At 54.7% G+C, this 21,085-nt stretch carries 16 protein-coding genes and 5 pseudogenes; 15 read left to right on the forward strand and 6 right to left on the reverse strand.

Annotated features, from left to right (window positions below):
* Positions 1-939 (reverse strand): Ig-like domain-containing protein (locus tag ACIOZM_RS20630; protein ID WP_401216676.1); only part of this gene is annotated, 939 nt, incomplete at its 3' end.
* Between the two features lie 274 nt (positions 940-1,213).
* Between ACIOZM_RS20630 and ACIOZM_RS20635 the strand changes: the two genes are divergently transcribed.
* A complete protein-coding gene (locus tag ACIOZM_RS20635; RefSeq protein ID WP_401216678.1) occupies positions 1,214-1,552 on the forward strand; it encodes a hypothetical protein in 339 nt (112 codons plus the stop codon).
* A gap of 202 nt (positions 1,553-1,754) precedes the next feature.
* Here ACIOZM_RS20635 and ACIOZM_RS20640 read toward each other — a convergent pair whose 3' ends face one another.
* The gene (locus ACIOZM_RS20640; protein WP_401216679.1) at positions 1,755-2,003 is read right to left on the reverse strand and encodes a hypothetical protein; all 249 of its coding nucleotides are present in this window, start codon (positions 2,001-2,003) and stop codon (positions 1,755-1,757) included.
* A 291-nt stretch (positions 2,004-2,294) separates the two neighbouring features.
* Complete coding sequence (locus ACIOZM_RS20645) at positions 2,295-2,948, reverse strand: response regulator (protein ID WP_401216680.1); 654 nt, start codon at positions 2,946-2,948, stop codon at positions 2,295-2,297.
* 524 nt (positions 2,949-3,472) lie between these two features.
* On the opposite strand from ACIOZM_RS20645, the gene ACIOZM_RS20650 reads away from it, so the two are divergent.
* The gene (locus tag ACIOZM_RS20650) at positions 3,473-4,159 is read left to right on the forward strand and encodes a hypothetical protein (protein WP_401216682.1); all 687 of its coding nucleotides are present in this window, start codon (positions 3,473-3,475) and stop codon (positions 4,157-4,159) included.
* A gap of 33 nt (positions 4,160-4,192) precedes the next feature.
* A pseudogene (locus ACIOZM_RS20655) lies at positions 4,193-4,501 on the forward strand (transposase); the annotation flags it as partial.
* 616 nt (positions 4,502-5,117) lie between these two features.
* Here the strand turns inward: ACIOZM_RS20655 and ACIOZM_RS20660 are convergent.
* Complete coding sequence (locus tag ACIOZM_RS20660; protein WP_401216684.1) at positions 5,118-6,509, reverse strand: ADP-ribosyltransferase; 1,392 nt, start codon at positions 6,507-6,509, stop codon at positions 5,118-5,120.
* 202 nt (positions 6,510-6,711) lie between these two features.
* On the opposite strand from ACIOZM_RS20660, the gene ACIOZM_RS20665 reads away from it, so the two are divergent.
* Positions 6,712-7,071 carry a CesT family type III secretion system chaperone gene (locus ACIOZM_RS20665; protein WP_401216685.1) on the forward strand — a complete coding sequence of 120 codons (360 nt, stop codon included), beginning with the start codon at positions 6,712-6,714 and terminating at the stop codon, positions 7,069-7,071.
* Between the two features lie 385 nt (positions 7,072-7,456).
* Here the strand turns inward: ACIOZM_RS20665 and ACIOZM_RS20670 are convergent.
* Positions 7,457-7,784, reverse strand: a pseudogene (locus ACIOZM_RS20670) (IS21 family transposase); the annotation flags it as partial.
* Between the two features lie 214 nt (positions 7,785-7,998).
* Here ACIOZM_RS20670 and ACIOZM_RS20675 point away from each other — a divergent pair.
* From ACIOZM_RS20675 to ACIOZM_RS20725, 11 genes and pseudogenes are all read left to right on the forward strand, one after another.
* Positions 7,999-8,301 (forward strand): DUF2282 domain-containing protein, encoded by a 303-nt coding sequence (locus ACIOZM_RS20675; protein ID WP_401216686.1) that lies wholly within the window; start codon positions 7,999-8,001, stop codon positions 8,299-8,301.
* Between the two features lie 25 nt (positions 8,302-8,326).
* Positions 8,327-9,182, forward strand: a pseudogene (locus ACIOZM_RS20680) (DUF692 domain-containing protein).
* Entirely contained in the window at positions 9,179-9,934 is a 756-nt protein-coding gene (locus ACIOZM_RS20685; RefSeq protein ID WP_401216688.1) for a DUF2063 domain-containing protein, read from the forward strand. Before ACIOZM_RS20680 ends, ACIOZM_RS20685 begins: the two are co-directional and overlap by 4 nt.
* Positions 9,931-10,407, forward strand: coding sequence for a DoxX family protein (locus ACIOZM_RS20690; protein WP_401216689.1), 477 nt, complete (start codon positions 9,931-9,933; stop codon positions 10,405-10,407). Before ACIOZM_RS20685 ends, ACIOZM_RS20690 begins: the two co-directional genes overlap by 4 nt.
* 182 nt (positions 10,408-10,589) lie before the next feature.
* A pseudogene (locus ACIOZM_RS20695) lies at positions 10,590-11,198 on the forward strand (RNA polymerase sigma factor).
* Positions 11,192-11,425 (forward strand): anti-sigma factor family protein, encoded by a 234-nt coding sequence (locus ACIOZM_RS20700; RefSeq protein ID WP_401216691.1) that lies wholly within the window; start codon positions 11,192-11,194, stop codon positions 11,423-11,425. Before ACIOZM_RS20695 ends, ACIOZM_RS20700 begins: the two are co-directional and overlap by 7 nt.
* A gap of 332 nt (positions 11,426-11,757) precedes the next feature.
* Positions 11,758-12,012, forward strand: a complete 255-nt coding sequence (locus ACIOZM_RS20705) for a hypothetical protein (RefSeq protein WP_401216693.1) — start codon at positions 11,758-11,760, stop codon at positions 12,010-12,012.
* A 61-nt stretch (positions 12,013-12,073) separates the two neighbouring features.
* Positions 12,074-12,919, forward strand: coding sequence for a DUF692 domain-containing protein (locus ACIOZM_RS20710; protein WP_401216695.1), 846 nt, complete (start codon positions 12,074-12,076; stop codon positions 12,917-12,919).
* Entirely contained in the window at positions 12,910-13,716 is an 807-nt protein-coding gene (locus ACIOZM_RS20715; RefSeq protein WP_401216696.1) for a putative DNA-binding domain-containing protein, read from the forward strand. Before ACIOZM_RS20710 ends, ACIOZM_RS20715 begins: the two co-directional genes overlap by 10 nt.
* Positions 13,717-14,355: 639 nt before the next feature.
* Positions 14,356-14,608 (forward strand): annotated as a pseudogene (locus ACIOZM_RS20720) (transposase domain-containing protein); the annotation flags it as partial.
* Positions 14,609-14,648: 40 nt separating this feature from the next.
* Complete coding sequence (locus ACIOZM_RS20725; RefSeq protein WP_401216697.1) at positions 14,649-15,422, forward strand: type III effector phosphothreonine lyase; 774 nt, start codon at positions 14,649-14,651, stop codon at positions 15,420-15,422.
* A 462-nt stretch (positions 15,423-15,884) separates the two neighbouring features.
* Here the strand turns inward: ACIOZM_RS20725 and ACIOZM_RS20730 are convergent, their stop codons facing one another.
* On the reverse strand, positions 15,885-20,843 hold the full coding sequence (locus ACIOZM_RS20730) for an RHS repeat-associated core domain-containing protein (protein WP_401216699.1): 4,959 nt from the start codon (positions 20,841-20,843) through the stop codon (positions 15,885-15,887).
* Between the last annotated feature and the right edge of the window lie 242 nt (positions 20,844-21,085).

Raw genomic sequence — 21,085 nt, forward strand, 5'->3', positions numbered from 1 at the left:
CTTGACAATCGGGCCTTGAACAGTACCGACGTCATCGTTAACGGTGCTGATGCCGCCATTGCCACCTTCGCCCGGTTTACCCGGTGCGGTGGTGTCGATGTTCAGACCAAACACCGCAGTGGGCGCGCTTTCGCCGCCGGCAGCGGTCACGACCTTGGCGGTGAAGCGGTGGTCGCCGTCGCCCAGTGCCGTGCTTGGCGTGAACGTCCAGTTACCCGAAGCATCGGAGGTGGTGCTGCCGATTTTTACGCCACCGTCGTAGAGGTTGACGGTGGAGTTCGCCGTGGCCTTGCCCTTGAGGGTCGGAGTCGTGTCGTCGGTGACACCGCCTTGGCTCAATGGACCTTGAACAGTGCCCACGTTATCGGTGACATCACTCAAGCCAGGTGTGTCGGGGCGATTAATCGAACCACTATTATCATCGCCACTACCGCTGCCGGCCTTAGCCGCACCGAGCAGACCGACGCCCGCCAGGCCCAGCAGCGCTGGCCAGAACCAGCCGATACCGGCACCACCGGCTACAAGCCCGTCACCGAAACCAACCAACTCCTCCGCCCCCAACACCTGTGGAGAAGACACGCCATCAATAAGAAACGCAGCGGAATGCTCCTGCTCCGCATCCGAAGCAATGTACTCGTGATAAGTACCGTCCTCCGCTACACCCACCAGCTGCCCTGGGTTATCGAAGAACCCTTCGATGATCAGGTGAGGCTGATCCGGGTCTGTGCCTTCCAGCGCGACATGCAAATCCTTGCCCACGCGCTTAATGGTAATGTTTTCGGGGGCAATCCCCTTGTCGCCTTCGGCAAGAATGTACTTGCCGTTAGCAATAGCTTTGATCCGAATAGGCTTGCCGGCATTGGCCACGTCAAGCGCTGTGGTTTGAGTAATGGTTTTACCATCTACAACGGCAATATTCACTGGATTTGAATTCAACACTCATGCCTCTTACGACAAATTTTCCAACGTACTCAGTAGGACGTCGGCTCGATTGACCAACCTGCACGCGGCATAGGTCGGCGCGCACTTTGGAGTAAGGCAATCTTCTTTGAACGCAACAGCGAAAGGTATGAGACCTGTCTCAAAGGTATGTAACCGCGCAACGAATATCCGACGCCTTGCTTCAAGCCCCCCAATCACCGGAGAAGGTATCGCTCATGTCGCCCATCGCTCGCTGCTTGCTGCTCAAGTGCACCCTGCTTCTGCTCTCCTCTTGGGCAACCGCCAATACGACTCTGCCACGCTGGCAATCCGCGCGATTCCCGCCAACCATCTAGCAGTGCAAGTCTGCGTCGGAGTAGCGGCGCACAAGCTCGGCGACCGTCAGGAGCAACCCGCTCGCATCGTATGGCAATGGGACGACGGCGCCTGGTCCTTGAGCACTGAACTCAGACAACGCGACCTGTTGCTGACGATCATGGCCAGCGACCCTGGCGAGCTGAAGTTCCTCAAGCAACCAGGCAGCGCCACGGGCAGAGGGCATTACGTGCCCACAGGTCTGCGCCGTGGCAGAAATTTCTACACCATGCGGGATCCGAGACTGCCATTGTGAGGCGTTGATCACGGTAGTTTTACCCTGAGCGGGTTGATAACTACTCCCGACAATAACCGACTGACCCTCAGTGCCGAGGGCAAGGCGTTGACGTTGGCCGCCAGCCATCAGTTCACAGCGCTGGGGCCAAACGCTACCGGCAATGGCTAGTCGATAACAGTCGCTGGAACCAGTGAGTCCGCACCGTCAGTGTGATAGCCCATCATCCGCACAACTTCGTTATGGCAGAGACCATGCAGCATGGCCGGTTCTCCGCTTCGACCTGCTGACGCCATTCAATGAGCGTATGTAGCTGCTGCAAATAGGTGCTTCCTGAAATATGTTTTTCCAGCGAGATATAGCGCCACATCAGACTTTTATGCTCCACGGCCCGCAGGCCACTGGCGCATATCAGACCAAAGGCCATCGACACTATCACCGCGACAGAGATGAAGAGTTGATCGTCAGCCACCTCCAGAAACACGAGAAAATACGTTGTCAGCGAATTGGATATGAATAGGAACGGACAAACCTGTGACGATGATCGACGAAACAAGAGAGTAATTCGGTCACTGGAACTGCCTTGGTTGCCTGACTGAATTTCCATTGTATTGACGAGCAAAAGCGGGCAAATGAACTCTGGCTCAAAAATGCAATGTGCAAAGCGATTGCCTACCCCCAATGCGGGAGACCATCAACTGCTTTTTTATCTATTGCTCTTCTGAAAATCTGCACCCGCTGGCACTGATTTCGAGCCATTGACTTAAAGATCCTTCAACTGAGACTGCAGTTTGAACAGCTCACCATCGGTGCTTATGCCCAGCTTCCTGAAAGCCGCCTGCTTCTGACCGCTGATGGTCTTGCGACTGCGGGTGAACTTGATGGCGATTTGAGAAACCGACAAGCCCTGCAAGCAGCAGCGCAGGACCTCACGCTCCTTGGGAGAAAGCTCGGGGTAGTCGGCCAGCGCTTGATCACCTTGGAGATGGTGTTCGTCATCGGGCAGTTGCGGTACCGGCTTTTTCTCCAGCGCCGCCGCCACTTCTGGCGACAGGTAGATACGATCTAGAGCGGCCATTCGTATGGCCTTTAGCAACTCATCGCTTGCCTGGGTTTTTCCGACAAAACCGTTGACCCCTGCACGAATGCACATGTTGACCGTCGCGGGCCTGTCCAGCGACGAGAAAATCACGATTCGCAAATCTGGGTGCCGGGTGCGCACGGACTTGATCAAGCGCAGCCCGTCCAGTTCACCGTCAGCCAACTGGTAGTCAAGCACCAGCAAATCCGCCGGCTGGACCAGCAAGCCCTCAAGCAATTCGCGGCCGGTTTCGTAGACACCCGCAACCTTGAAGTCAACTTCCAGGGTAAGACGAATTTTCAACGCTTCGCGAATTAATGCGTGGTCGTCCAGCATAGCGATTCGTAACGGCGACATCACAGACCATCTCACTGCCTTAGCTCCTGTTTAAGAAAAAGTAGGTTGAGTCCTACGCACTGCGAAAACCAGAACCGCACTATCGCAATTCCAGCACCAAACAAATCAATGGCTGGGCACCCGTTATCGCAGTTTGTCCACTCATACCTTGCAGAGCCTAAAAAACCATTTTTGAGACGAATCTCATTCCAGCACACTTTTGTGCGCTTCAGGTTTACTGCGCTCAACCATTGAACGCAATTCAGACGTTGGTACAACAAATGAAGGTACATTTTTTAATTGAAACATCTGCTTAAAATATTTTTTGCTTTCGACTGCACAATGAGGACGTAAGCCATCCGAAATGGAGCCATATTGACTTTGTGGCGGCCACGCCTCCAATTAACAGGACGTCTAATATTCCGGCGATACCAGATAAAAAATGCAGCACTCTGCTTTTCACAAAATCCTGCATTGGTTGTCTCCCGCGCTCATGTTGCGAGTCTTGATCAGCGAGTTTTATATTGCACCTATTGAAACCTCACCCGCATTCAAAGGCTGGGGCTTTTCATCAATATATCGATCACCACTCTTTATTTACCGGTTTTCCTGTTGTAGCTTTACGCATCCTTTACCCATATTCGCTCCAACCGCTGATTGAAGCGTACAGGCACGGATTACTTGGTGCTGATCAAGCGTCTATCCATAACAAGAACGCCGATTTTATTGATGATGTTCGTGCGAACAAACACATCAAACAAACCGGCATTCTTATGCGCGATATAATACTTTCCTTCTTTGGGGAGGACTTTTCTATCGTTACAATCAAACCTGATGGCGACGCCCTGCAGATCGATCTGATCCCCCACGCCAACCACTCCCCTTCCTACGGCGGCAGCCAAAAACCTTGCTCAACCACTTATGAGTATTGCGAGCGAACCGTTCGTGACCTGCCCATTCTCGGTCGCGGGGTACGCCTGTGCGTCTTGCTCAGGCGGGTTGGCTGCCGCGACTGTGGCAAACGCATGGAGGCCATCAGTTGGCTGGATCGCTATGCGCACACGGTTATTCAGGCCTGCGAGCGCCTTCCCCCCTTGCACGTGGCCCAGATGTTTGGGCTGCATTGGGACACCGTTCGGTTATTGGAGCGTCGAGCGTTGCAGGCGGTGCTGAGCGAACTGCCGAACGCGCAACCACGACGCGCCTGGTAATGGATGAATTCGTGCTGTTCACAGGGCATCGCTATGCCAGTGTTGTACCTGGATGCGGAGACACGACGAGTATTGTGGATCGGTGAAGACCGCCGCCGGGCGGCGGTTCGGCCCTTTTTCGAAGAACTGGGGCCTGAGGGATGCGCTCGCATCGAAGCGGTGGCGATGAACATGAACACTGCGTTTGATCTGGAAGTTCGTCAGCACTGCCCAAAAACGCGCGTGATCTATGACCTGCTCCGTGTCGTGGCCAAATATGACCGAGAAGCAATCGATCGGGTTCGCGTCGACGAAGCTAACCGGTCGCGTCACGACAAGCCGGCTCGCAAACTCATCAAACAAGCGCGATGCCTGTTCCTGCGCAATCCGCAGAGTCTGAGAACGCGAAACAACAGGTCCACTTACAGGATTTGTTGGAGGCCAACCAATCCCATTTCGCCCACGCATCGCTGGATGCGGCACGACAAGCAACGACAGAAAATCAGAGCACGGATTCGCCCGCTCTCCGACGGGGTCGAGGCGGTGTACAGCGAGGAAGGTAAACAGTCAGGGCTGATCTCGCGACTGTTCGAAGGTGAGCGCGGTGCCAACATTGGAGGTCCGCCTGCCAGGCCTGGCGGAAATCGAGTACCACAACCACCGCCTCTACTGGTCAGCGCCTGGCTGACGCCTTGCGGCGGTGCTCAAGCGCGGCGTGTTGCGCCAGTTGCTCCGGGTGATCCTGCGCCAGGACCGGCAGATCCTGGCGCAGGTCCGTGCCAATCAACGACGTTTCCAGGCAAGCCCCGCCAAACCGCTGGACGGCCCGCAAGACTTGCTCGGGCCGAGTATTGACGGTTGCTTGAGCAGGGCCAACCGATTGCCGTTGAGGAACGCCAGGTCGACATCTGGCTCTAGGGTTCTGTACGAAAAGTCACCGAGTAGCGATCAGGCAAGGCAAAACAGGCGAGAAATCGGATCAGGCCAGATCCAAGCCACGCAGTCTCAAACCCAGGTCCTGGCTGAGGACATCACCCGGCTGCGCCTTCGGTGCGGCGGGTAAATCCAGCGCATCGAGCAAACCTTTCTGACGTCCGCTGTCTGTGGACAACACGGACTCCTCCAGCACGCGTTTGGTCACCCCCTGGCTATCCTTCGCACTGAACAGCACGGTCATCTCGGTATTCTTGTTGTAGAGGATCTCTTGCTCGGCTGCCTCGATCGAGATGCTGCTGACATCCAGCCCAGATTTGCCGAACACGGTCGACTGGGTGCCATGGTTACCAAAATCCTTGGCAGTCTGCGCATTCATGGACGTCGACAGGTAGCCCGCGTCCTGGCCTTTGTGGCCCTCTGCGACACCGCTGAACGCATCGCCACCGCGGGTGCCCCGGAAGGTCTTGACGACGGTCTCGTCAGCGTCGACTTTGCCGAAGGCCGAGTTTAACCCTTGGGCAATTGCCGATTGGCCCTGATCCAGCTCCCTGCCGGCCCGCAAAGCGCGGTTCAGCGGCTGATACTCACCATTGGTGTAGAGCCCGATGGCCATCACTTCCCCATCGCTGAAGGCAGGCGCCTGGCCATCCTTGGGTTCATCCAGGTACTGCTCGGCCTCCAGTCCGAAATGCTCGAGCAGCGCATCGGCCAGCTTATCAGCGGGTGGCGGGGGCACGGAGTCGCCCCTCAACTCCCGACCAACCGCCTGCTCCAACTGGCTGACACCACTGGCCAGTTGATTGAGTTGCTGCGCGGCTTGCGCCAACTGCGGCGCGCTCGCCTCTTGCAGCCAAGCGCTGGCCTGCCCCCCGACCGTGGCCCATTGCTGCAAGGAAATGCCTGCCACTTTCTGATCCAGCAGCGAGGCCGCCAGCGAACGATTGTCAGTGTTCTGCGAGTGATCCTTGACGGCTTTCAGCGCGGTTGCCACGGAGCGCAAGGCGCCATTGCCGGTGGCGAGCGCGCTGTGTTTTTCCAGCAGATTCGCGGCAGTAACGTCGGCCAACTGACCGGCCTTGGCCAGGCCGTTGGGGGCTTCTTTGAGCGCAAACTGCTGCATCATCAACTTGAGTTCCGCCGCAGAAACGGGTGGAGCCTGGACCTGAGGCGCCACCTGCGAAGCACGAGGCGAGGCGCTGTGCCCCAGCAAGTTGCTAATCCACTCCCGCACCGCCGCAAACGGTCGGATGATCTGCGCCAGGATACGCGAGAGCAAGCCGCCCCCTTGGGGTGACTCATTTCGCCTGGCGAGCAGTTTTGCGGCAGTGTCGGTGTCGACCGGACGAGCACTCAGGTTGCCCAGCCGACCTTCCGGTATCCCTGGGGCCTGGGTTGGGAGTGTGCCGTGGCTATGAGCCAACAAATTGATCTGCAAGATGACTTCCTTCTGTGTTGCCTTTGATTTTCCGGGAAGTCTAGGGAGATTTGCGGAGACGACCTATCAGGATTGGTCGTATTTTTTGCAGACGCTGCGATTCGGAAAATTTTTCACCAAAGTTAAAAAACTCCAACCATGACTGATAGTTAGCGATTTTCCGTACTGCTCTAATGCGTTCTTTTAGCCCTCGGAAATCATCATGACTGCGCACTTTCAAGACGCGATCCAGCAGCTGTGTCTCTCACTGTCACTGCCGGCCCCTTCGACCATCGATTCGGTGACCAGCCTGCAACTCGACAGCCATGTCTGCCACCTGACCGAGCATCCTGTTGGTTACCTGCTGATGTTCACCAACGTGACACCAACCGGGCACGCGTTGGTCGAAGAGCAAAACATGTTCAGCCAAGACGTCTGCAAACCGGTGCTGGGGCGTGATCCCGTGAGTCAGGAGCGGGTGGTGTGGAACCGCCAGCCCTTGCTGCAAATGGACCGCGCCATGGCCCATCATCAACTGGAGCAACTGGTGCATGCTGCCCGCCAGTTGACCCACATGGCCTGACCCACGAGCAAAACAGGGCAACCGCCGGCCAATCAGTGAACCACCCCAGTTTTTTACCCGGCTCACATCCAAGGTTCGCAACGCCTTGCCGAGCGGGCCTTAGGCCTGTCGGGGGGCGATTTTATCCGCCTGGAATTTTCGCACAGGGCGTGCCCCCCTCACGTTTCGTCGCCTGCACCACGGCTGTGCTGACGGCCGGAGCGCGCCTAGGTACAGTGCCCGCCCTCTTCGCATGAGCAGCCGTCGGTAACGAGGTTCCCCTCATGCGAAAACCGCGACCAAATGACATGCCCCCCCCAGCCAACTGCATCAGCATTTTCTCGACCAGAGACGCCCCACAGATAGACACTATTCAACGCTTGAGGAGTGACACTGCCGCGCTCTATCGATCCAACAGCAGTTCGATGGCTGTGTTGGAGTTCGCCGAGCGAGAAAAACTGGCGGCTGCGCAGCACTGCCAGGATCCAGCGCTCGACCACTTGCACGCCAACTTCGACCTTGGCTTCATCCCTCGGCTTATGCGAGCGAGCAAGCAATACGGCTACGCCGTAATGCTCGGCCAGGTCGCGGTAACTGGGATTGATGTCCGTCTCCTAACGATGCGCTTTGGTGACGCCGCTGCGCAGATTGTCCGGCACCAGGATCTGCGAGATACCGCCCAGAAAGGCGAAGCAGCGCACGTGCGAGCCCAGCCAATCAGGCAGTTTTTGCGAGTGCTGGCATTAAAGCGTGTCAGAACGAGCATCCTAGGCTCCGCCTCCCTGTGACAGTCTGCGAAGACCTGGGCAATTCAATCAGTCTGCGCCCCTCAATCGCATCCAGTCAGAAAAAAAATTGCAATGACTGTAACGCCGCGTGATGGCCGGTCTCTAGAGTGCTGCGCAAGTACAACCGCGCCTTACTCAAACCAAGCTCCGGAGAAACATCATGACTGCGACCACTCGCACGCTGTCCGCCACCGCCCTCGTTCTGGCCCTCGGCTCGGCCTTGAGCATGGCGGCCGTGTCGACCGCCCATGCGGCCGACGACATGGAAAAATGCTTCGGTATTGCCCTCAAAGGCAAAAACGATTGTGCCGCAGGCGCTGGCACGACCTGCGCCGGTACTTCGAAAACCGACTTCCAGACCAACGCCTGGAAACTGGTCCCTAAAGGTACTTGCATCACCACGACAAGCCAAACCTCCGCGACCGGTTTTGGTCAGCTGGAAGCGTTCCAAGCCAAGCCCTGACCTGAAGCCCGCCTGAGTATCGACCATGAACCATTTGTCGTTCGGGCTGCCGCCCCGGGCTGGGCTGGGACTCAAAACCGAGCACTTTCGTGAAGTGCTCGGCACACAACCGGATATCGGTTTTTTCGAAGTCCATGCCGAAAATTACATGGTGGCCGGCGGTCCGTTTCATCACTATTTGGGTTTGCTTCGCGAGCAGTATCCGCTGTCATTACACGGCGTTGGCCTGTCCATCGGTGCCGAAGGCCCGCTGGACGTTCAGCATCTGCAAAGATTGGCCATGCTGATAAACCGCTACCAACCCCAGTCCTTCTCCGAACATCTGGCTTGGTCCAGCCATGGCCCGACGTTCCTCAATGACCTACTACCACTGGCATACGACACGCCAACACTGAACCGTATCTGCGAGCACATCGACCAGGTTCAAAGCGCACTCAAACGCCCAATGCTGCTGGAGAATCCCGCCACGTATCTGGCGTTCGAGCGCTCGACCCTAGATGAGGCCGAGTTCATAAGCGAGATCGTTCGCCGCACGGGTTGCGGCTTGTTACTGGACGTGAATAACGTCTATGTCTCGTGCATCAATCATCACCGATGATCCTTTAGCCTACATCGACGCCTTACCGCTTCACGCCGTGGGCGAGATTCATCTGGCAGGTTTTGCCGAAGACACCGATAACCTCGGCGACCGACTGCTGATCGACGATCACGGCGCGCCCATCGACAATGCGGTCTGGGCCTTATATCGACAGGTGCTGGTACGAGTCGGACCGGTCGCGACACTCATCGAGCGCGACAATCAATTGCCGACTTTTAGCAAGCTGCACGCCGAAGTCCGCCGGGCCGATAAATTGCTGTTGTACACGCAAGGCCTGCATTGAGCACTCAAACGGCGTTTGCCGCCGCCCTGCTTGATATGCAGCAGCCTTGCCCCGAGGGCTTGTTCAGCGCCAACGGCGCTAATCCGGCCAGCCGTTTTGCGGTGTATCGCAATAATGTGCACAGCTCATTGATCAATGCATTGACGGACAGTTATCCGGTGGTTGCACAACTAGTGGGCAGTGAGTTTTTCCGATCCATGGCCCAGATTTACGTGCAGAACTGCCCGCCCACAAGCCCGCTGATCAATGATTACGGCCAGGATCTGGCCGAGTTCATCGCAGGCTTCGAACCGGCCGCCAGCGTGCCGTACCTGGCAGATATCGCACGGTTGGAGCGTTGGCGGGTCAACGCTTACCACGCCTCGGATGTACGACCGCTAAGCCATGAACAGATCGCCGCCATGCTCTCGGCGAATGCTCCGCATGAACTGCACATTGGGCTTCATCCCTCCCTAGCCCTTTTGAATTCACCCTTCGCGGTGGTCGCAATCTGGGCGGCTCACCAACAGGAGGCAACACTGGCGGGCATCGACCTATACCAAGGGCAAAACGCGCTGATATTGCGTAACGGACTGGAGGTCGAAGTTTTTGCCATTGATGCCGGTGCCTGCGCATTCATCCACAACCTGCAAAACGAGCAATCCCTGGCGCAGGCGCTGAAGGCGACACCCGTATTCGATCTCAGCCAAACCCTCGCCCTGCTGATCAGCCGCAACGCCATTACCCACTTACACCTTAAGGCTTCCTCATGAACAATCCCGTCCCCCGCGCCATCACCTTGCTGGGCATGATCCCTCAGAGCCTGGTTGCTTTTATCGCACGATTTTCCATCGCGGCCGTGTTCTGGAAGTCCGGGCAGACCAAGATCGAGGGCCTGGCCATTGACCTGTTTGACGGCACGTTCCAAATAGGCCTACCACGCCTGGCGGATTCAACCATCCCATTGTTCAAGAGTGAGTATCACGTGCCATGGTTGTCCGCGGAGGTCGCAGCTCACATGGCCGCCTTTGCCGAACATGTCTTCCCCGCAATGATTCTGATTGGCCTCGCTACACGGTTTTCCGCATTGGCACTGCTGGGCATGAACCTGACCATTCAGTTGTTTGTGTACCCCGACGCCTACCCAACCCACGGCACCTGGGCCGCGGTATTGCTGTACTTGATGGCCACTGGGCCGGGCAAGCTGTCGGTCGATCATCTGATAGCCCGGCACTCTGTTCGCTAATGCGATGGGTGTCAGTAAAGATGCTCCAGTTACCCACAACTGGAGTTTTTTGGGGTATCGCCCTACAGCGACCGCACAGGTCCCGGCATACTATGCGGTTCCTTGCTTCCGCCGACTTGATGGGGCCTCTGTTCTCATGACTTTGATAATGGCTGACGCCGCTCAAACGACGCGGTATACGTATGAAGGATGACGCCAAACTGGTCGAGCGTCTGCTGGCGGGCGAATCTCAGGCTTACAAGGAACTCGTCAGCACTTATCAAAGCACGATGCAGGCTGTGGCCTATGCCATCGTAGGCGAACGAGGCGCTGATGATGTGGTACAGGATGCCTGAGTGTCAGTGCTGCGTAATCTGGCAGGATTTCAAGGCCGCTCAAGCCTCAAAACCTGGCTGCTGACCATCACCGCCAATTCAGCTAAAAGTCGCTACAAACAGAACCGTAGGGAAGTGTTGCTTGACGATTTGCCGTCACCTCATGGCACTATCGATGATGATCGCTTTTCGCCTAGCGATGGCCATTGGCTGCTGGCACCATTTGCCTGGCATCAAGACACGCCTGAAGCGCTGTTGACTGAGCAAGAGTTGCGCCAATGCCTGGAGCACACCTTACAGTGCTTGCCGCCACTGCAAAGCGGCGTGTTACTGCTGCGAGAGCGCCAGGGAATGGAACTGGAGGATATCAGTAATCTTCTGGACGTTTCGCTCTCCAACGTTCGGGTACTGCTGCATAGGGCACGATTGAAGGTCTTTGCGACAGTAGAACACTTTGAGGAAAACGGTGAATGCTGACGTGTAAAGAACAAGTGGTGCGGTCAAGTGACTATCTCGATGGACAACTGGGCCTTCGGGAGAAGTTGATGGTGCGGCATCATTTGATTTTTTGTCCCAATTGCCGACGGTTCATTCGACAGATGCGACTGACGCAAGCAACGCTGCGCGCCATGCAAGATGACCGTTTACCAGACGTCGATGCACTCGCCGAGCGCCTCGCTGCCGAACGTCGTCAGGACCTGTAGTACAGGCTCAAAACTCACCGAGCAGGATTCAGAAAAACGCAGTGGTTAGGTCAACATCAGCTACAGCCTTATCGCACGGATCGAAAAATATAACCGGTTGCACTGTACAAAAGCGGGAACAGTTCATCCCTGAGGCCGTTCGATCTTCACGCACTGCGCCGAACAGGTCTTTCATGGTGTCCTCAAAGCGCCAGGTGCCATAAAAAACGCACACCCACAGCCGAGATCTTTTTTCAACTTCTGTAACACCCTCAGAGCAGGACTCTCTAGTGGTGTGTCGTAACGGGAACAACCGTCCAGCCGACACCCTGACGATTACCGAGGAGATAAACATGAATTTCAAATCCACCACCGCCGGTGCAGCTCTCGCTTTCGCCGCCGCCACCATGTTTGCCGGCGTTGCTACTCAGGTCCAGGCCGCTGACGATGCCAAAGTTCATTGCTACGGCGTGACTTCGTGCAAAGGCATGAACGATTGCAAGACTGCTGAAAACACCTGTAAAGGTCAGGCTGTTTGCAAAGGTCACGGCTTCAAGGTCATGACCCAAGCCCAATGTACGAAAGAAGGCGGCAAAGTCGGCGAGTAAGCGAACACCGAGTCTGACCGCAGTGGCTTTCCACTGCGGTCACATTGCAAGGACCCCGCAAATGTCTGCCCCCCTTCCTTGTCTGGGTTATGGCCTGGGCTTACGTAGTGCCTACTACGAACAAATTCTGGAACAGTCGCCTGCCGTGGACTGGTTCGAGATCGTCTCCGAAAACTTTATGGTGCAGGGCGGCAAAGCCTTGTACTACCTGGACGCCATCGCCGAGCGTTATCCGTTAGTCATGCATGGCGTGTCCATGTCCATCGGCGGGCCACACGCCCTCGATACGGGCTATCTCAATCAACTCAAGCAGCTGGCTGACAGAGTCAACCCAGCGTGGATCTCGGATCACCTGTGTTGGAGTCGCGGTAACGCCCACCAACTTCATGACTTGTTACCACTCCCCTATACCGAAGAAAGCCTCTATTACGTGGCCGGTCGAGTGTGTCAGGTCCAGGACGTGCTACAGCGACCATTGGTACTGGAAAATGTCTCCAGCTATGTGCGGGCCGCTTCGGATGAGTTTAGCGAGTGGGCGTTTCTTGAGTCGCTGAGCCGCCTCACTGACTGCGAACTGTTACTGGACGTCAACAACGTTTACGTCAGCTCCCGTAATCATGATTTCGATCCATGGACGTTCATTCAGGGCCTGCCGGCGAACAAGATTCGCCAACTGCACCTGGCCGGTCACAACAATTACGGAGGGTACGTGATCGACACCCATGATCATCCAGTCAGTGACCCTGTCTGGGCGCTGTATCAACGCACACTGGAACACCTCGGCCCAATAGCCGTTTTGCTAGAACGAGATGACCTTTTCCCGCCGTTTGAAGAGCTGCTCACCGAACTGCAAAAGGCTCGAACGCTGGGCAAACTCGCACTGGCCGGGAGACAGAAATGCGCCTGAACGACTGGCAACTGACTTTTGAGCGTTATCTGTTAGGTCACTCGGCGACGGTAAGTCCCGAGCTTGGCGCCAGCCTCGTCGGTGGTCCGACGCTGGCTGTAGATACCGGCCTGGCGATTTATCACAACGCCTATCAGGCCCGCCTTCAAGAAGTGTTGCGCGGCGACTATCCAACCATCTGGCATTGGCTCGGGGATGACGAGTTTGAGCAGCTCGCCGCCGCCTATATCCGTCAATGTCCATCAACCCACTACAGCCTGCGCTGGCTAGGGAAAAGCTTCGAGGGGTTCATCCACCAACACCTGGCGCCAGAGCAGGGTGCAGCTTTGGCCGAATTGGCTGCACTTGAGTGGGCATTTACTCTCGCCTTCGATGCCCCACCCGGAACGCCGTTAACGCTGCAGGACATGGCCAATCTGCCGCCAGAAGATTGGCCAACATTGCGGTTCTGTCGAAGCCCCGGCGTGCATTTACTCACCTGTCGTTTCAACAGCCTTGCACTGTGGCGCGCGGTAAAAGACAAGACCGAGTTTTTCAGGAGTGCCGCGCTGGATCGGCCCCAGCTTCTTGTGATTTGGCGGGGCCAGATGATTTGTCAATATCGCAGCGTGGAGCCAACGGAAGCGACTGCTCTAAATCGTATGATTCAAGAAGGCTGGAGCTTTGCCGAATTTTGCACTGAATTAGCGGTTCTCCACGGCGAGGCCGCCTCGCTTCAAGCCGCGACTTGGTTGAAGCAGTGGATTCACGACGGTTGGCTGCAAACATCCGAAGAACTCAGCATCATTAAATTATAGGTCAGCGCCACTAAATTTTTTTAGATAAGCCTGCAAATGGCATCAAAAACGCTGGGGCATCTCTAATATACGTGCCCCTAAACTGATTTATCCATGCATATGGTATATCCAAGGTTAGAAAGCATAAGCTCGCCAAGAGAAGCATCAGGATGGCTCGATCGCGCACATCGCGCTCAGAGCTTGAATGTGTAGTTGCGAGAACTCGTTGAGCATCCTCCCAGCTCAGCGCATCGGAAAAATGATTCGAGGGTGTAATGTCGCGGGGCGCAGATCGAGTCGGCCAATGCACTGCTGCATGCTCCCTGCGTTGCCGAGTAGCGCAGGAATACCCGCAACATCGTTGCGACGTGCCCCGCCGAAAATTCGCGACCACCATTGCGCACCATAGCTGATGAAGTAAGCCTCAAGATCCTCGAGACTAGAAGCGATGCTGGCGAAGAGGTTTCCCAATGCAAAGTGGACAGCTCGAAAAATGCGGATAGTGCATTATGCAGACGACTTCATTATCACTGGCTTTCTAAAGAGGGCTGGAAAATGACGTCAGGCCCGCCGTGGTTGAACTTCTGGCAACGCGTGGACTTGTCCTCTCATCGAAAAACCAAAATAACGCACATAGGGGACGGGGGCGACGTCCTCGGATGGAGCTTGCGCAAGTACAAACCGGCGGCGGCGATCATGAGTTTGATCCCGTCAGCGCGACTCAACGGGCATGATCCGTATGCATATTTGAAGGACGTCCTCACGCGCCAGCCGACGTAGCAAACCAGTGATATTGCGCAGTTGCTGCCGCATAATTGGCAACCTGGTTAGTTGCGCAAGACTGGATACCCGGACGCATACTGATAAAAAAGAAGATGCTTTATTAAAGACAGGGAAATGGGCGATTACCTAGCCTGCGCATGACCCGATAACGCATTTCAAGGAGCTCAACCATGCCTTTAAACAATCGTCTGCATCTGAAGTTCAACTTCTCACCGCCTCAGATACAGGCCTCCCAAGCAGCGCCGAACACTGCGTCCAGTCAATCTACACTGGAACACTTGAAAGACAATTTCGAGCGCCTGCAATTGCAACTTGGGCGCGAGCCCCAGCATCAGTATTTCAAGCTGGCGCCCTATGCGCCGGATTACCTGGCCATGCGCCAAAGTGGTTTTGCCACGTCACATAACGGTTATAGGTCGAGCAATAGCCGCGAGGACGTTTTTATTCACGTTCGCCGCGAGGAGCGCCAGTCGCACGGAGAGTTCGATGGGGACAAGTTTCACATCAGCGTCAAACGCGAAGACCTGGCGCGCGCGTTCGATGGTTTGTCCAGCTTGCTGTTCTCCGAGGACAGCCCGATCGACAAATGGAAAGTGACCGATATGGAGCGGGTGGAACCCTCGGCCCGGGTCAGTGAGGGGGCCCAGTTCACGTTGTATATGAAGCCGCAGGGGAGTGACTCCCATTACGAGGCCTCGGAACTGAACCGGATCAAGCACTTCGTCTCGCAGTTGGAGGGGGTTTTGCACGAGCTGCAGGTCCCGGCGGGCCAGCACCCCGATTCGGATGTTCGTCCCGATCATTGGCAATACACCAGTTATCGCAACGAACTGCGCAGTCAGCGTGAAGGCAATGAGGCACAAAGCCTGGCGTTGAGCAGTGAGCCTTTTTATCGTTTGATGGCCGAGGAGGAGGCAGCGACCCAAGGGGGATTGCCGGCGTAGCGGGCGAGTGAGATTGATCAGTTGCTGCCGTATAAGTGGCAACTGGTTTAATCACGCAAGGCATCATGACCGGACGCATAGTGCGCCAGTTAAAGCTGGCGGAGGATAGTTGATGAAAGTTCGATACTGGTAAGAAATGACGAATCAACCAGACCCGAGTCATGCATGTTGCACCGTGAGGTGCAGGGTGAGCCAACGCCTGAAGTTGATTGGCACCTTGCTGAGGGCTAGAAGACTCTGTAGCCGCTTGCGTTTGCGAGCTACTTTTCTCCTGCCAAGTGATGGACCAGCAGCTGCCCCATTCGATGACGCGTCACTGTCCGACGCAGAGCATACGCTAGCGCCGGGTAGATTTTTATCACCTACTCCCGTCACTGGTTCATGACTCGCGTAAAACAGGCGTGCCTGGCTGCTGAGGGCGCCCCTCCGTGGAGGGCAAGGGCGCCTTATCTTCAATGCACTCTAATGGGCATTTTTAAAGCCATAGATCGAGGCTTTGACGAACCAGGAGCCCGCCGAGTTCAGCACTGCAGTCCTTGCGGCGGCAAACCCTGTTTGTGGAAGGAATTGCATTGACGTGCCCCAGCTGCCGGCAGGATTGGCAGTCCCGTAATACCCCGTAACCGTTTTGCCAAGCGCGTTCGCCAGACGCTGAGCCTGCGATGCATAGGTTCCTCCTACCGCACTGTTACAGCTCGCCAGATTCACCGGACCGTTACCTTGGAGTATCGGCCGGAGCCTGTTGGCCAGTTGCCCGCCATCGTCTAACCAACCTGAAGCGCCCTGGGTCACAAAAGGCGCGCCTTCCGCAATGATCTTCTCGGTTTTTCCGATTTTTGAAATATGCTCGAGGGGACCATAAGCCGTACCGCCTAAAGTCCTGGCGCTCTCTTGAGCCTTGGACACTTGTTGGGCTCTGATGGCGAAGTTCCCATATGCGCGGGCAGCATTCGCACCCAACGAGAGACCGAAAGCCGCCACACCAAAGGCCAGTGAGGCATACCCGAGGTTTCTAGAGAGCTCCTCGTTGTCCTCAGTGGCCGAAGAAGCAATGCCCAAGGCCCCCGAGGTCACCCCTACAAGAGCGCCTGCAACGGTTAGCCCGCCCGCCACACTCAACAGTGCCCCCCCGGCAAGGACGCCAACAACGGGAATAGCAGACAACAGAATACTGGCAACGCCCAGACCTATGCCCCATTGGGCAGATGTACTGAGGTGCCCACTCGGATCGACGTTGTTGATCGGGTCAAGCTGGCAGTATTGATACCGGTTGATACCCGCGCCACCAAAAGGACTCAAGTTGTCACGGGAGTAAAATGTTCGCAGGAAAGGGCTGTACGCACGATAGCCGTTACCGAGCAGATAGGTACCAGAAATATCATCAAACAAACATCCATTAAATCCCAGGGTGTTGCGCTCGATCAAGTTCGAGGGTTTGGGGATCTGGCTGGAGCGATCCGCTGTTCGAACCCCATAATCAGTGTAGTCGTAATAGACGCTGGACGTTTCATTGGTACCGGCCTCACCCGTAGAGAACGACTTGACGCCGCGCACCGATCCTGTTGAGTCGGTGGCGTACAGTTCAAATTTTTCCTCAGTACCTTGTTTGACATAACGACCGATCACCACTTCACCCACTCGAAGGTACAAGGTCTGGATCGTGCCACTGATTTCCCCGATCAGCGTATCACCATCATAGACATAAGTGACCCTCTCGGACCCTTTTGAAATTTGACACAAGCGCCCTGCCGGATCATAGCTGTACAGGTAGTCTTCTCTGCCCTGATCGACAGTCACCGCGGAAATCCGGTTGGCCGCATCGTATCGAAGTCCGCGCGTGCCCATGTCATGGGTGATATTGCCCATGAAGTCCAAAGGCACGGACTTCCCCTGTGATCGAGGTTCGAATGTTGAAAGCGTGTCCCATGAGTAGGTATAGGTTTCAACGGGCTTATTCGTCTCTGTTACCGTACTCAGACGATTGCCGCCGGCATGATTGTAGGTCACCACCGACTTGGCACCCTTCTCACCAGATGTCGTGGCGGATTTTAACTCCCCGTACTGTGCTTGATAAGCATAGGTTGTTGTCTGCATCGGGGCGGCATGCCCTCTCCGTACGCTACGCGAGGTGAGCACCGAATCTTCATTGAACTGATTGATGACATTGAGCATCTCCGAATCGCCTGAGCCGATCGCCACTTTCGTCCTTCGACCGCTCTCCAGTCCCAGGCGATTATATTCAAACTCAACGGTCGCGAGTAAATTATCAGCCGTCCGATCGGTATGGGAAAATTTTGCTGACGACACATCGATCGCAAATATCCCACCATCAGCATTGTAGCTAAGGCTCAATGTGGCGACTCCTGGGTATCCAATGGCGATGAGTCGTCCGGAGGAGTCGTAATTGTAGTCCTCGGTTATGCCCATATGATTGACAGCTCTGGTCAAGCGCTGACCACTTGAAGAGTAGGTTTTCGTCAACTGCGTCGAGACGCCACCTGCATAGGTGCCAACAATCCTGGTGGGCAAACCCCTGTTGTCATAGGCGTATTGAAGTTCGCAGGTGGGGGTGACGTTCGTACCTGGAGGATTCGGCCGGACGCTCACTGTTTTAGATTGGGTAGAGGCGCTGGTTAATTGCCCAGTCGTCAGATCGTGGTTATAGCGGAACGTTGTTTCCGGGTGAGTGCCCGATTTTACGGTCACCGCATCCACCTTCAAGGTAATCGCATTCCAGCTATTAGTGACCGAATAATCGCGCCGATTAATATAAGTTGAGTTAGACGGCAAGAGATCAAACGGCTGATCAAAGACGAAGACTTGACTATCTTGCTCAATCAATCGACCGAACCCATCATAATCTCTTAAAGCCTCCAAAATCTCCCTTTCGTCAGCCCCCTTACGGGTAATACTGTACAAGGATATGGGCGAGTACATATTGGACACCGCCGAAGCGTACTCATAGCTGGTGGTGTCTTCCTGCTCACTGTCCAGTTTACCTTTTATCGATTGGGTCACCACACGATCAAACAAATCATAGCCGGTCGTTTTCCGCCCCCCAGCAAATGTGGTCACTTGAATATTTCGGCCAAAACCATCATAGGTATTCTGTTCAAGGACTTTTTCTTCTTGGTCCACCCTGATTTTCAAACTGACCGGTAGGCCAAAATCATTATAGACGATGGTGTAGGTGGGGCCAGACTGGTATCGCGATGTTTTCGTGTTTGATGCCAAGCTCGTAGTGAAGATCTGCTTGGTACCGTTTGTCCATTGGATTTCAGACAACTGCCGCATGTCATAAACATACTGTGTTTTGTTTTCCGTGGCGCGAGGTTTTCCGTCATATGAAAGAACTGAGTCGTGCTCAATGTCCTCCTGTACAAGTCCGGCGGCGTTATAGGTGATGCTATGCACGCGAAATGCGGGTGCATTCTCGGAGATTTTTTCTAACGAATAACTGAGTAACCCAAAATGGTTAATGTAGTTAATATACTCCACGCCATTGGAAGTTTTGATGGTGACCGTGTTTTGACATTTATACGTTGAGTCAATAAGCTTATAGTGCTCATAGGTGTAGCGTTCGATCTGCTCAGTACTCTTTTTGGGAGACTTGATTTTTTGGATGACTCTATCCAGTGAGTCATAAAAGTATTCAGTTTTTTCTCCATTCTCGGCGATATCTTGATAAACAAGCCCTGTATTAGGGGAGATTTTTTTAGTCGACGTGGTGGTCAGGGCACCCGCGACACGTTGCGTCTGTATAGAAGCCATGCCCTCTTCATTGGCATACGTAAAGTTCAACGTATGCGAACTGCCCGAGACTTCGCTCGCCAACATACCTACGAATAACGGATGCTGTGCAGGCGTCGTATTAGCCGAAATATAGGTGCAGGTTTTTATAACAACCCCGTTTTGCTTGTATTCTTTGGCCTGCACCATGCTGGCGGTTCTCGTACCGCCGGTTGGCACAGGGTAGCGAAGCCCTATGATACTTGCATATTTCCACTCAGCTGTTTTAACGCTGGCATTGGCAGCGGCGTCATTAGGCTTGGTACTAGACAGCTTTAGATAGTTAACAAAACCGTTCGGATCGGCTGGACAATTAGCTGATTCTCCAGATGACGGATAATAGCCATTGGTCACGGTGACGCCCGCCCCTGAACGCTGCGTTAACAGATTACCGTCATTATCAAAACTTCGAGTTTCGGTGACCACGCGCGATCTACCCCCCGGTTCCGCAAACATAGTGGTCGAGGTGGTCCAGAGTGAATAATTGGACGGTTGCGCTGACAGTCCGCCAGCGACAAGAGGGTAGCCGAGTTGAACCGTAGTGGTCGGCCCCGAGCCGATGGCTTTTTTGAAGACCTCGGAGACCATCAGGTGAAAGCGGTTAAAGGTCCTGACATACTGGATGTCAGCGTGTTTCTCGGTGACCGTATAGGTATAGGTATCATCACGTAACAAACAGTTGTCGGTATTGGATTGCTGCGGTGCCCCAGGTAAGTACCCCGTGAAATTTTTGTCAGAATACTCATATTCAATCGAAATTTTTTGACCTGATTGCTCCTGATATTCGCCACATAGCTCTACTTTTGAGACCACCTGAACGGTATCAGAGGGTGATGATTTGATGGGGCGGTAAGTGAATTTCTGCACCTGACCATTCGGTGCCGTGACTTTTGTAACCCACGCCTGACCGTCGATGCTGGTGTATTCAAACCACAATCTAGCATTCACATCATTAGGCATTGTAATACTGTCAAGTTTCCACAATTGTCTCGTTACCCGGGAACTATAGAGATACGTCACCTTCACGCTGGTGAGCGTTTTTTCCGTGACGCTAATGACGCTTGAATTAGCCCCAGTATAGCTACGAGAAGGGTACGTTATAGAGATGCTACTACCTTGTCCGTCCGTAATTTCTGTCAGCGAGCCCAAGGGATCGCCGTAAGACGTCTCATAAATGAAATCCAGATAATGGCCGCTGGCTGATACCAACTTAGTGATCTGCCCTTGAGCATTAAGGTACTCAATAATACCGCTCTTGTGTTTGACGAGATATGTGCTGTAGAACTTAGGATCATTATTTCGCACTTTCTCGATGGAAATATCATGTAACTTATGATACTCCAGCGCCAGGGTGGTGGTATTAATTTTTTGAACGGAGCCGTTACTCAACCGGCAAAGGCCGCTCGCCAATTCCAGCCGGGGCACATTAAAACTCCAGTTGGAGCCAACGCTGTAGGGATCATCGGTGTCGACGACTCCAGCCTTCGACTGAACACACAACGTAAAGGCCGCAGGAAATTGCAAGCCGCTACTGATTCGAGCAAGCGGATAAGACAGATCAACGCCTCCGGTACGGGTGTTAACCGGCGAAGAGATGTCGGGATTATTATAGGCTTCCGAATAAACTTTCATTACACGCTCCTCTTTAAAGGTGCCTTTCCTTTTCAGCAAAGGCAGTAGGGCCGCCAAGACAGCTAGGCACAACCCCTTATTGGGCGCCCGTCTTGATTTCACAATAGAGCACCGAGGGCAAAAGCAAAGTCCGAATTAAGACCCTGCACCCTCTCCATTGCTCAATGGTCTAATCTGATGCCGTAGCTACTGCTCCGCACTGTATATGACAACTCAATGCACGCTCAATGAACGGCTACCTG

Origin of the sequence: Pseudomonas sp. NPDC087346 (genome assembly GCF_044744235.1) — a bacterium.
Taxonomy (GTDB): Bacteria; Pseudomonadota; Gammaproteobacteria; order Pseudomonadales; family Pseudomonadaceae; genus Aquipseudomonas.